Genomic DNA, 12,252 nt, shown 5'->3' with positions numbered 1-12,252 from the left:
TTCCCTCCCGCGAGCCTTTAGACACCCGCCAACGGCTGCTTACCCAGATGCGGGCGCAGGTTTAAGTACCGAAGCATCCCACGGTACTGTCCAGGTGAGCGCATCAAAAATCTTATCGAGCACGATCGCGGTGAACCCCCACACGGTGAACTCGACCCGCGCATCGCCGCTAGAGTGCGCAACCTCAAACGCCGGGGTTTTATGGGTTATGCGCCCGCGCTTCACATATGCCGTATGCCGGTTGGCGGGGTTGAGCAAATCTCGCACGGGCACCCGCGCAATCAGGGCAGACTCGTTCGTATCGACCACGCCAACCCGGGTGGGTGAAGCCCACCACCCCAGCACCGGGGTCACCCTGAAATCGCTCACGGCAAGCGGCAGGGTCGGCAGCTCCCCCAGAATTTCAACCCCCGCAGGGTCAAGCCCGGTCTCCTCCACTGCCTCGCGCAGGGCGGCGATGCGCCCCACCGAAACTCCCTGCTGGCGCGCCAGTTCGTAATCTTCGGGGTCGATTTTGCCGCCCGGGAATGCAGGCTGACCGGCGTGTGAGCGCAGAGTATCTGCCCGCACCAAAAGCAGAACGTCCAGGTTCTCGCCCACGCACTCTGGGCATCCCTCAAAGTCAGCGGATGCGCTCGGTTCATCATCGAGTACGCCGAAGAGAACGAGCACTGCCGCTTCTTTGGAGAGTGTGCTGTTGGGCGCGTACCGCATGAGGGAGTCTATGTTGAAATCGAGTTTTCCTGCGGCAAGGTTCGCGAGTGCATCGCGGGCTTGTTCGGCGGCGGTGTTCAGGGTGTTAGGCACTCAGCGGGTATCCTTCGGCGTGAAGCTGGCGGCGGGTGGCACCGGTGAGGAATCGCAGGTGCAGGCGTTCACGACCGGGTGCCATTTCATATTTCATGAGTTTACGCGCTTTAGTTTCGTCCGTCTCGCCTTCGCCCCAGGATGGGCACAGGTCGGCGATGGGGCAGACTCCGCAGGCGGGTTTGCGGGCGTGGCAGATGCGCCGCCCGTGGTATACCATGCGGTGTGAGAAGTCGGTCCATTCGCGCGGTTCGATAAGCTCGGCAACGTCGTGTTCGACTTTGACGGGGTCGTCTTCGGTGGTGAATCTCATGCGGCGCGCGAGCCTGCCGAAATGGGTATCGACGGTCAGCCCGGGTACTCCGAAAGCGTTGCCGAGTACCACGTTTGCGGTTTTGCGCCCGACTCCTGCCAGTTTCACCAGTTTATCGAGGGTTCCGGGCACTTCTCCGTCGTAGTCGTCTGTGAGCTGGCGGGCGAGTTTGACGATAGATTTCGCTTTGGCGCGGTAGAATCCGAGGGATTGAATATAGGGTTCGACCTCTTCTTCGGTGGCGGCGGCGAGGGCGGGCGCATCCGGGTAGCGGGTGAAGAGAGCCGGGGTTACCTGATTGACGCGCACATCGGTGGTTTGCGCCGAGAGCACTGTGGCGATCAGCAGTTCAAAGGCGTTCGTGAAGTCGAGTTCAGCCACGGCGTAGGGGTAGGTTTCGCCCAGGATGCGGTTGATTTTGCGGGCGCGGCGCACGGTGGCAAGGTGGCTTTCGGGGGCTTTGGCGAGTGTCTTCGCGCGGCGGCGTGCCGCCTGTGCTGCCTCAAACTCGGGCACGGTGCGGATGCTTAGCAGTTCACGTTCTTCCTCGGTGAGCTGTAGCTCTGGGGCTGTGTCGGTGGTGCTTTTCGGTGCGGATGCGCTCATAGCGCGAGCCTACCGTTTTTTGTCTGCTTTTCCCAGCTAGGGGTACCGAAGTTCGCCGTTACCGCACGGTTTCTGCCGCTTTTGAGCGGGTAAATATGCCACACTAGGGGTATGTCTGCAACGATTTTTGTTCTGAACGGCCCTAATCTGAATCTGCTGGGGCAGCGTCGCCCCGAGGTGTACGGGTACACGACTCTGCACGATATTGAGCTGATGGTGCGTGAGCGCGCCGCCCTGCACGGCTTCGATATTGAGTTTATGCAGTCCAATCATGAGGGTGTGCTGGTGGATGAGATTCAGCGTGCACGCACCCGTGGCGCGGCGATTATTATCAACCCGGCGGCGTACACGCACACGTCGGTGGCGCTTCACGATGCGCTGGAGGCCGCCGAGCTGCCCGTCGTTGAGGTTCATCTCTCGAATGTGCACCGGCGCGAGGAGTTTAGGCATCATTCGTATGTGTCCCCGCAGGCTACGGCGGTGATCGCCGGAGCAGGCGCCTACGGGTACGTGATGGCGGTAGATTTCTTGGCACAGCATCTAGAGTCGGAGTAGAGCCGAGAAGTATCGGTCGCAGAGCCTCAGCGCCGTGCGGTGAGGCGGGCACGCAAAGGTGCCTCACGCATCCAATAGCAGGGATACGTGAGGCACCTTATATCTTGGTTGTCGTCGCAGGGTTACCCAGCGATAACATCATGCGTTTATCGTGTTACAGCAATTAGTTCTTGCAGGTTCCGGTCGCCACGGAAGCGGTGTTGCTGCCACCAGCCTCAAGCGCCTGCTTCAGGGTGGATGCGGTTATCGCATAGCCGGTCTGCCCCGTGCTGCTTTCACCATCGGGAGCTTTACCGAAGACCACGCCCACAACGTTACCGTTCTCGTCAAGAACAGGCCCGCCGGAGTTACCGTGCTGCACATCTGCGGCAAGCTGGTAGACCTGGCGCATCGGGTTAGGCTTACCGGTCTCTACGTCAATGGTCTGGGTATTGCCCACACCCTGCACGGTCGCAGGGAGCGCCTTGAACGGTCCGCCCTGGGGGTAACCCATGAAGGTTACGGTCTCGCCGGGGTTTGCGTTCCTGCCGATCGGCAACGGGTCCAGGTTCATCCCAGGCACGCGGATAAAGGCAAGATCCTGGGCGGTATCCATATAGACCACCTCGCCCTGCCAGGTGCGCCCGCGCTGATCCCTCACCATAGGCGAGTTCACGCCCGAAAGCACGTGTGCGTTCGTCGCGATAAGCCCATGATCCACCACGAACCCGGAACCGGTCGAGGTGTATCCGCACTGTTCTGCGGCGCCAAGAATCTGCACAACAGAGGCAGAGGCGTTATTGAGCGCCTCCGTTTCTACGCCCTGGGTGGGCGCGCTGGTTTCCGGGGCGATCAGCTGGCGCACCTCGGGAATAGTGCCGGATGCGAGCACATCGTTACGAATATTTTCAATACCGTTGCGCAGACCATCCGGAGTGTTCTCGACCATCCATGAGAGGGTCTTTGAGTTGTTCAACGCGGCGTTGAATTGCGGCAGGGGTACGGTGCGCATCGTGAGCGTTAAGACCACGAGCACAAGCGCGCAGGCGGCAACATTGAGCACGCCGCCAAAGAAACGTTCTACGCCTTTAAGCGGGGTTATATCCGTGACACGGCGCAGGCTGCGGCCGCCGATGAGTCCCAACCACTGCCCCAGCGTTAGGCAGAGGATCAGGATACCGATAGCGGTAATCAGCCCCCATTTGGAGCCCACAGCCGCAACGGCAAGCGGGATGAGCCACGCGGCGGCGCATACGCCTAGAGCAAGACCGATGAAGGTACCTAGCGTGGTGAAGAAACCGCTACGCAGACCGGCAATGAAATAAAGCACGAGAATGACAGGAATAATAATGTCAAGGGGGCTAAAAGTTGCTGGCATGAGCGTTCTCCTTGGTGAATACATAAAATGCGGTGAATCCGCACGGCGCGTCCGGAAGGCACGCCTGAGCATGAGAGAAGTCGAAGAGTTCGTGCGCTGCTCAACGCCCTCTCACACTGTACATGCTGATGCTAGAGTGCGAAGCTGTGAATTTCTTAAGTTTTCCCCGTAAGCGCAGAAAACTTTTCCTGCTCGAGGCAGTTTTTTAGATGCGGAAATAGAAAATATGAGGTAGGCTCAGTATTAGTTGAATATGTCACACACCAGCGATGCGGTTCACATCGTATCCGTCTCGCAGACGCGACCGTGTGACGCACAGATTTTCGAGCGAAAGAATCGCCCGCTATCCCACTCAAGGAGTAACTATGGATCTCGATATCCTTCGTCGTTCCCCGCTTTTCGCGACCCTCGATGACGCCGCTTTCAAGCTGCTCACAGACGATATCCAAGAAATTGATTTGTCCCGCAACGCCGTGCTCTTCTACGAGGGTGACCAGGGCGACCAGCTCTTCGCTGTGCTCTCCGGCAAGGTCAAGCTCGGGCGCACCGCCGCAGATGGGCGCGAAAATATGGTCGCTCTTATGGGACCCGGTGACGTCTTCGGTGAGATGGCGCTCTTCGACCCCTCTCCCCGATCCACCAACGCCGTAGCGGTTTCCGAAACACGCCTGGCTGCTATTAAGCACGAGTCCTTCAAACGTGCACAGCGACAGGACCCCAGCATCTCCGACCAGGTTATCAAGACCCTGGCACGCCGCCTGCGCCACTCCAACGAAGCGCTGGCAGATCTCGTCTTCTCCGACGTCCCCGGTCGCCTCGCTAAGGCTCTCCTCGACCTTGCAGACCGCTTTGGGCGCCCCGCAACCGACGGCGTCCTCGTTGCCCACGAACTCACCCAGGAAGAGCTGGCACAGCTTGTCGGTGCATCCCGCGAAACCGTTAATAAGGCACTGGCAGAGTTCGTTTCCCGCGGTTGGATTCGCCTAGAGGCTCGCGCAGTCGTGATTCTCGATTTGCCGCGACTGCGCCAACGCTCGCGCTAAGCTCTCTGACGGGCTCGCAGAGTCTTTACACGAAACCGCATCCGATACGTCGTGTTATTCAACGATTTCGGATGCGGTTTTTGCGTGCTCTGCATCGAATCAGCTCCAAGGCTCAGGAGGATACTCCACACTCGCTTGACAAGGCGACCTGTCATCCCCGGTGCCGCTTCGCTTTGCCGTGGATGACAGCCTTAGGCGCTCGTTGCGGATATCCTCCTGAGCCCAAGCAAGAGTACGGGAAGCCAGACGTTTCCGATGGGATACTCGTCATAAGCGCCTAAGGGTGGATCGCCTCCAGGCGATACGGGTCCCCTTGTAAAGCGAGTGCGGATAACTCTAGCAAGACGAAAGTTCTTATGACATTTATCAAGAATAAGGCGCGATCGCGCTTGCTTAGAATGACGAACGTTGTGTAGAGTGTTTATCACCACGACCGGTTCCGCCTACTACTTTGATAGTTAGGTCCAGGGCCGGTCTTCATCATGCAGAGGGTACTCATGGGCGAGGACATCAAAGAATTTAAAACTTACAATGAGCAAGTAGATATCCTAGTCAGACGTGGTATGGACATAGGAGATCGCGACGAAGCGATATTTTTGCTTCAGCAGGTTAGTTATTATCGTTTGAGCGGTTATTGCTACCCGTTTCGAGAGTTTAAAAATAGCAGCCGTGCAGATACTTTCTTTCCAGGTACGCGGTTGAGAGATGTAGTTGACTTATATAGATTTGATTCTCGACTTCGTACTGCAACATTTACAGCCCTTACACCTATTGAGCTTGCAATACGTGCGCATCTTGGTCATGAACTAGGGCGTCTCGACCCTTTGATTCACCTTGATCCTTACAAGCTAGGGGCTACCGCTCGTAGTACTAAGTATGAATACTGGCGTAGACGTTATGAACATGAGCTTAAATCATCACGTGAAGACTTTGTTAAACACCACAAACAGAAATATGGCGGGAAGCTCCCAGTATGGGCTGCAACGGAGATTATGGACTGGGGAAGCTTGACCTATCTTTACGAGCTTTCACCCACTAGCGTGCAGAATACTATATCTAGTCAGTGCGACCTCACTGCGCCTCAATTGCGTAGCTGGCTTAAGGCTCTTAACATCGTGCGGAATATCTGCGCTCACCATGGGCGCCTTTTTAACAGGGTACATGCTATTTCGCCTAAGCTACCTGCTCAAGGTATCCACACCGATCTCGACTGCATAAATACCGATTGGAAACGCACTTTCGGGCAACTTACACTTGTGCAGCTTCTCTTAGATCGTCTCAACGTTGGTAATAAAAAGCTGTTACCGACAGTCGTACAATCGTTTCCAGAAGTTCAGATAGTCCCAATTTCACATATGGGAGCTCCTGATAACTGGCAAACGGCAAGTAAGCTCTGGAGCATATAGCTGAAATAAGCATCGCCCAATTAAGGCATAGCAGGCGCCTTCTCACATCTAGTTAGCAACGTAGACGTGCTGCCGGTTCAGGTCCTCACATTCGGCAATATCGAGTAACGCAGTCGCCATATCCGCTGGGGTAATCATCCAGCCGCGTCGAAGCGGCTTGTGGGCATCTAGCCGATAAGAGCCTTTGGGTTTCATCGGCTGAATGCGAGGGGCACGCACCGCAGTCCACTGCGCGGTGCTTTCCCACAAAACCACGTCCATACGCCGCATATCATCGTAGGTTGCACCCAAAAAGTGCTGCAGCAGCGGCAATACCACCCAGAGCTTGAAGAGCCCTTGATGAGCCCAATGTTCGGCGACCTCCGAAGAGATCACAACTAAACGTGATACCCCATGCTCCTGCATTGCGTTCAGAAGATTCTTTGTTCCGGCAGAGTAAAGGGTTGTCGGCGTTTTCGAGGTGCCAATCCCTACGGTACTAATGACCGCATCTACGCCTTGAAGCCAGGGTTTGAGGGCCTGAGCATCAAGAATATCTACAGCGCCCGTAGTTAGGTTCGGGTGATCGAGCTGAAGATTCTGCGGTTTCCGGGCAAGTGCAACTACCTCATAGCCACGCGCAAGCGCCTGTTCCACGACCAAACGGCCCACGTTTCCGGTAGCACCGGACACTAAAATTTTCATAGTTTTCGACTTTTGTTAGGGAATAGTGACCACAAGTTTACCGCGCACATGCCCCGTGCCCAGTTCCTTATAGCCGTCACGGATGGAATCAAGTTTGAACGGGTACACATGCGCTAAGGTCACGTCAATATCTCCCGATGCCACCAGATCGGCGACTTCTTTCAGATCACCGGGCTGAGCATGCCGCGCCCCCGTAAACTGCGCGCCTTTTATCATTGCCTTCGGTGTAGGAATCAGCGTACCCATCACGGGCCCTTTCAGTCCGAGCTCTGCCCCTAACGGGATATAGTCCCCGCCGTAGCAGTCAAGCATTTTCGTAACCGGGGTCGGTGCTGCCTTGAGAATACGTTCCTTCAAACCGTCACCGTATGCAACTGGAGTAGCCCCCAGAGAGCGCACAAACTCCGCGTTTTTCTCTGATGCGATACCGATAACTGTTGCTCCCCGATGCACCGCAAGCTGAACCGCCACGGCTCCCACACCGCCGGATGCGGCACTGATAACCAGCACATCCTCGGGTTTCAGATCGATTGCACGGAACGCCCCGCACGCGGTCTCCCCGGCGACACCCAAGGCTGCGGCAACCTCAAAGTTCAGGTTCTCAGGTTTCGCAACAATATTCTGGGCAGAAGTCACCAGCTTCTCAGCCAGGGAGCCTTCCGTTACGCCGGAGCCGGGAGCGCTGCGCAGGGTTCCCAGTACCGCATCGCCCACAGCAACATTGTTCACACCGGGACCGAGAGCATCTATCACACCTGAAAAATCACGCCCCACACCTTTCGGAAAACGTGCGGGACCGCGGCCAAACCACCAGGACGGGTGACGCAAACGGTTGCTAGTCTCTGCGACACGAAGCGGCTTATACCCCTCAAAGGTTTTCAGATCTATGGGGTTCAGTCCAACCGCTTTGACCGTCACACGAACCTCGTCCTCCCCCGGCGTAGGCTCATCTGTCTCAACCATTTCTAGGACGCTGGGATCGCCATAGGCGTTGTACTGAATTTTGCGAATCATGAGATTTTTCCTTTCACTGTGACTATCTGCCTACAACAAAGGCCGGATTCTCCACACATTGCGGAAAATCCGGCCTTCCAAGTTTTATGAGGGGGTAACAGAGGTCGACCTGAGTGGACCGACTGTGCCAAGCGTTCCTGTTTTAGACGACACCGGCACAACTTCGGTAAACGAAAGCATACACGCGCCGTCGTTCTTCACGAGCACGGGCTTCTTCACCTCAACGGTACGACGCTTTGCCAGCCACGATACCCCGGTTTCTGAGGCGGCGAGCGACTCAAGCATGCACATCACGGCGGGAGTCACCAGTTCCTCAAGGGTCTTACCCACCGTATTCGGCTGCCCGATACGATCCCCCAGTTCCGAAGTATCCTTACTCTCCATGAGCGTGCGCACATTCACCCAGCTGCCCCACACACCTTTGCCTTCCAGCAGCTTGGCGTTCTGCCCCACAGGAACAACCGTGGTGAAATAGGCGATGTCGTAGCGTTTATGGAAGAAGTCGGGCGACTGCCAGCGCGATACCGGGCGCAGCAGGTCTGTGCGTAGTTTCAGTCCGCATGAGGTTAAGAACTGCCCGAAGCTCTTGTCTTGATCGGCGATTGCCTCACGCTGACTCATCTGTTCTTCACCCGCGCCGCTTTCGGCGACGTTCTGCCCGTCCTCACCGGCAAGAAGCAGACCGGTTTCTTCAAAGGACTCGCGAATAGCAGCGATCACGGTGCGTCGCGCGCAGGTTACATTTTTGAATTTGAACTTGGCAGACCATTCATCGGGGGTCGGGCCGTACCAGGGGGTTGCGTCGTCATCGCCGGGGGTCACGGTACCGCCCGGAAAAGCGACAACGCCCAAGGGTGAGGACCCCGGACGGTAGGTCAGGATGGTTTCAAGACCGTCTTCGCCGTCACGCACAAAGATGACTGACGCCGCTTGGCGGAGCGAGCATGCCCCTCCAGCATCCTCACCGCCCTCGGATACCCATGTTTCGGCGGCAGTGCGCATAAACTCCGGGATTTTATAAAGACGCTGAATCTGTTCGGTGCGTGCGGCAGGTGCAGAAGACCGCCCGGTAAAGATGCGCGGCTTCCGTTCTTCACCAACCACCGGAACTACTCCGGTGTACAGCTTCTGAGAAGGTGTCGTAGTCATGATCCTGAGAATATTAGACGTACTCGACGATGATTTCAACCTCAACGGGAGAGTCCAGCGGAAGCACCGGAACACCGACCGCCGAGCGGGCGTGCGTACCAGCCTCGCCAAAGATCTCACCCAACAGTTCGGAGGCGCCGTTGATCACCCCGGGCTGACCGGTAAATTCCGGGTCTGATGCCACGAACCCCACAACTTTCACGACCTTCTTCACCCGGTCAAGGTCGCCGATAACGGACTTCACGGCGGCAAGCGCATTCAGCACTGCAATAGCGGCGTACTTCTTAGCGTCCTGAGGGGTCACAAATGTTGAGTCACCCGAATCCGAGACTTTACCGGTGGCGGGCAGCTGACCGCTGACGAATGGAAGCTGCCCGGAGGTATACACATAGTTCCCGCTCACCACGGCGGGTACATAGGCGGCGACAGGGGCTGCGACTTCGGGAAGTTGGTATCCGAGTTCACGAATGCTCAGTTCGTAACGGGATTCAGTCATGGGGTTCTCCAGGGATGTGGTTGGTGGCACGTGCGCCGCATATATGTAGTGTTTGTAGAAGCATATCGCAAAAGGGACGCTAAACCCGGCAACCGGAGGATTCAGGTTACCGGGCGTGGTGCAAGGCTTTAGCCTTCAACTTTCTCGCGCTTGAGGTAGGCGATGGGGTTACCCTGGGTGGGTGCCACCATGTTACCTGCGGGGTTCGGTCCGCTGGGTGCGGGTGCACCGGGCAGAACCGCAACGAGTTCCCACCCTTCCTCACCGTAGTTATCAAGGATTGCCTTGGTGGTGTGCACGATCAACGGCACAGTCAAATATTCCCATTTCTTCATAGCTCTAGGGTAGTCCTGTTCCCCGGCTCGAACAAGGCTATTGCGCTCTATTGCAGGTTCAACGCTCTAGGCGTAACAGAAGGCCAGAACGTGACGCCGAACGGTCACCTCGTGCACCGGATACGCCGGTCAGCCCCGCACAGAGTACATAACCCGCGAGATACCGCGGATTTTCGGGGCATAGACCCGGTGTTTTCACGGTATAGCCAAGGAAGTACATCCGGCGCGTTGCCCGCGAAGACGGGAAACCGGCAAGTTAAACCTAGAGTTTAACCCTTTTGAGGGATGCGTTCTCAGGTGTATCCGCTAAACTGAATGAATGGCTTCACGAAAAAAATCGCGCGCGCAACGGCGTCGCCCCAGTGACTTTTTGCAGTTTGTGGCGTTCAGTATCATTGCCGGGTTCTTGGTAGCAATTATCGTGGTACCCCCGGCGGTAGGTGTTGGCATGGTCGCTAATGCCTCAATGACGTGGTTCCAGGATCTTCCGGAAGACATTTCAGAAGGCCCCTTCTCACGCCCATCGACTCTGTACGCCTCTGATGGTAAGACCGAGCTTGCGACCTTCTTCGAGGAAAACCGCACAGAGGTTAAGCTCGATCAGATGTCACCGCATATGCGTGATGCCATTATCTCGGTGGAAGACCGCGACTTCTACAACCACGGTGCCGTATCAGCTATCGGCATTGGTCGTGCGTTCGCGAATAACTTCCTGAACCCGAAGAAACGTCAGGGTGCATCGACACTCACACAGCAGTACGTGAACAACCTGATCGTTGATTCCGATGTGCAGCGCGGCGCAGACCCCACAACCCTGGGCGGGAATAAAGGGTATCTCGATAAGATCAAAGAGATGAAGCTCGCTATCTCGATGGAGCAGAACAAGTCTAAAGACGAGATTCTTGAGGGCTACCTGAACATCGTGAACTTGGGCGGTACCAACTACGGTGTTGAGGCGGCGGCCCAATACTACTGGGGTATTTCCGCGAAGGATCTTTCGGTAGCCCAATCGGCCCTTCTCGCGGGTCTGGTGCAGTCACCGAACACCTATGACCCAACAACCCACCCCGATCTGGCGCGTGAACGCCGCGATGTGGTGCTTGGCACCATGCTTCGTGACGGTAAGATTTCACAGCAAGAATACGATGAAGCCATTGCATCGCCTATTAAGCTCAATGTTCATCCGCCTGAGAAGGGCTGCTCTGTTGCGGGCGAAAGCTCATTCTTCTGTAACTACGTGGTGAACTATGTTGCGCTCGACGAATCTTTCGGGGCAACTCCCGAGGAACGTTTGAACCTGCTCAACCGCGGCGGTTTTAAGCTTGTGAGTACTCTGAACCCCGAAGCGCAGAAGATCGCTAAACAGTCTGTGGAGGCCGTTCAGCCTGGTTCCACCAACACCAACAACGTGAACGCCGCTTTGACCAGTGTGGAGCCTGGCAGCGGTCGCGTGGTGGCGATGGCTCAGAACGCCGAATGGGGTAAACCCAAGGATGCGAATGACCACTCGCAAACCCAGTTCAACTTCAACGTAGATTCGCTCTATGGCGGCACCCCCGGATTCCAGCCGGGCTCAACCTTCAAGCCCGTGGTGCTGTCCCAGTGGATTAACTCTGGTCGAGGTGTGAACGCCCAAATCGATGGTACGGCCCTATCCTACCCAAGCAGCTTTGGGTGGAACGCCCGCTGTGTGGAGGGCGGTAAGTACTACTACCGTGACTCCGCTAACGGCTGGTCCTTCAAGAACGCGGTTCCGGGATACCAGAGCTGGGGTACGGTCGCCTACGGTATTCGCGTTTCGGCTAACTCCTACCTGTACTCGATGGTCAGTAAACTCGACCTCTGCGATATCAGCGATATGGCAAATAAGCTGCACCTGCACGACGGTCTGGGTCAGCAGCTGTACGATCCGGGTCTGCTCAGTGCAAACATTGGTGGTACCAGGTACGGTGCTACCCCGCTGACCATGGCGAGCGCATACGCAACTTTCGCGAGCGAAGGTAAGTACTGTGAGCCGCGCCCACTTGAGAAGATTACTAAGAGTGATGGTTCGCCCATGAAGACTTACGAGTCTAAGTGTGAGCAGGCGATTAGCCCGGATATTGCTAACGGTGTGAGCTACGTGCTCAAGGGCGTGCTTGCCTCCGGAGGTTCAGCGCCTAAGCGCGCTATCGGTCTGCCGGATGCTTCCGCCGCGAAGACCGGTACGAACGATAACTCCTCACAGACCTGGATGGTTGGTTACACCCGCGGCCTGGCAACCGCTTCGTGGGTGGGCAGTAACGACTTGGGTTACCGCTCGATGAACGGTATTGCGATTAACGGTCGCGTGCTGGAGTACGTGGACGGTGCGACCTATGCGGGTGCCCAGTGGCAGCAGTTCATGCAGGCCATGGCACCGAAGTACAACACCGAGAAGTTTACTGAGCCCCCGGCATCGGTGACGTCAACAAACGTCAACGGTAACTAAGAGGGCGTACTGAAGAA

12 protein-coding genes are annotated in these 12,252 nt (G+C 56.6%); 4 read left to right on the top strand and 8 right to left on the bottom strand.

Going from position 1 to position 12,252, the window contains the following annotated elements:
- Positions 1-39: 39 nt before the first annotated feature.
- The gene (locus HMPREF3164_RS06585; RefSeq protein WP_070449770.1) at positions 40-807 is read right to left on the bottom strand and encodes an NUDIX hydrolase; all 768 of its coding nucleotides are present in this window, start codon (positions 805-807) and stop codon (positions 40-42) included.
- Complete coding sequence (nth, locus tag HMPREF3164_RS06580; protein WP_070449766.1) at positions 800-1,726, bottom strand: endonuclease III; 927 nt, start codon at positions 1,724-1,726, stop codon at positions 800-802. The genes HMPREF3164_RS06585 and nth overlap by 8 nt, the downstream gene beginning before the upstream one ends.
- A 111-nt stretch (positions 1,727-1,837) precedes the next feature.
- Here nth and aroQ point away from each other — a divergent pair, with 111 nt between their 5' ends.
- Positions 1,838-2,281, top strand: a complete 444-nt coding sequence (gene aroQ / locus HMPREF3164_RS06575) for a type II 3-dehydroquinate dehydratase (protein WP_004005487.1) — start codon at positions 1,838-1,840, stop codon at positions 2,279-2,281.
- A gap of 163 nt (positions 2,282-2,444) precedes the next feature.
- Here the strand turns inward: aroQ and HMPREF3164_RS06570 are convergent, their stop codons facing one another.
- Positions 2,445-3,638, bottom strand: coding sequence for a MarP family serine protease (locus HMPREF3164_RS06570; protein WP_070449764.1), 1,194 nt, complete (start codon positions 3,636-3,638; stop codon positions 2,445-2,447).
- 365 nt (positions 3,639-4,003) lie between these two features.
- On the opposite strand from HMPREF3164_RS06570, the gene HMPREF3164_RS06565 reads away from it, so the two are divergent.
- Positions 4,004-4,681: a Crp/Fnr family transcriptional regulator gene (locus HMPREF3164_RS06565; protein ID WP_048754231.1), complete on the top strand. Its 678-nt coding sequence runs from the start codon at positions 4,004-4,006 to the stop codon at positions 4,679-4,681.
- Positions 4,682-5,178: 497 nt separating this feature from the next.
- On the top strand, positions 5,179-6,087 hold the full coding sequence (locus HMPREF3164_RS06560) for an Abi family protein (protein ID WP_239664670.1): 909 nt from the start codon (positions 5,179-5,181) through the stop codon (positions 6,085-6,087).
- Positions 6,088-6,135: 48 nt separating this feature from the next.
- Here HMPREF3164_RS06560 and HMPREF3164_RS06555 read toward each other — a convergent pair whose 3' ends face one another.
- The 5 genes from HMPREF3164_RS06555 to HMPREF3164_RS06535 all read right to left on the bottom strand — a co-directional run bounded on the left by HMPREF3164_RS06555 (position 6,136) and on the right by HMPREF3164_RS06535 (position 9,765).
- Positions 6,136-6,771 carry an NAD(P)-dependent oxidoreductase gene (locus HMPREF3164_RS06555; RefSeq protein WP_070449762.1) on the bottom strand — a complete coding sequence of 212 codons (636 nt, stop codon included), beginning with the start codon at positions 6,769-6,771 and terminating at the stop codon, positions 6,136-6,138.
- Positions 6,772-6,786: 15 nt separating this feature from the next.
- Positions 6,787-7,785, bottom strand: a complete 999-nt coding sequence (locus HMPREF3164_RS06550; protein ID WP_070449761.1) for an NADP-dependent oxidoreductase — start codon at positions 7,783-7,785, stop codon at positions 6,787-6,789.
- An 84-nt stretch (positions 7,786-7,869) separates the two neighbouring features.
- On the bottom strand, positions 7,870-8,934 hold the full coding sequence (locus tag HMPREF3164_RS06545) for an NUDIX hydrolase (RefSeq protein WP_070449760.1): 1,065 nt from the start codon (positions 8,932-8,934) through the stop codon (positions 7,870-7,872).
- Positions 8,935-8,947: 13 nt separating this feature from the next.
- The gene (locus HMPREF3164_RS06540) at positions 8,948-9,430 is read right to left on the bottom strand and encodes a RidA family protein (protein WP_013397767.1); all 483 of its coding nucleotides are present in this window, start codon (positions 9,428-9,430) and stop codon (positions 8,948-8,950) included.
- A gap of 128 nt (positions 9,431-9,558) precedes the next feature.
- The gene (locus tag HMPREF3164_RS06535; RefSeq protein ID WP_004005495.1) at positions 9,559-9,765 is read right to left on the bottom strand and encodes a DUF4177 domain-containing protein; all 207 of its coding nucleotides are present in this window, start codon (positions 9,763-9,765) and stop codon (positions 9,559-9,561) included.
- A 319-nt stretch (positions 9,766-10,084) separates the two neighbouring features.
- On the opposite strand from HMPREF3164_RS06535, the gene HMPREF3164_RS06530 reads away from it, so the two are divergent.
- On the top strand, positions 10,085-12,235 hold the full coding sequence (locus HMPREF3164_RS06530) for a transglycosylase domain-containing protein (protein ID WP_048751234.1): 2,151 nt from the start codon (positions 10,085-10,087) through the stop codon (positions 12,233-12,235).
- Positions 12,236-12,252 lie beyond the last annotated feature (17 nt).

The sequence above is a fragment of the Rothia sp. HMSC08A08 genome (assembly GCF_001808385.1).
GTDB lineage: Bacteria > Actinomycetota > Actinomycetes > Actinomycetales > Micrococcaceae > Rothia > Rothia dentocariosa.
Note: the sequence above shows the minus strand (reverse complement) of the source record. Positions and strands in the feature narration are given on the sequence as shown.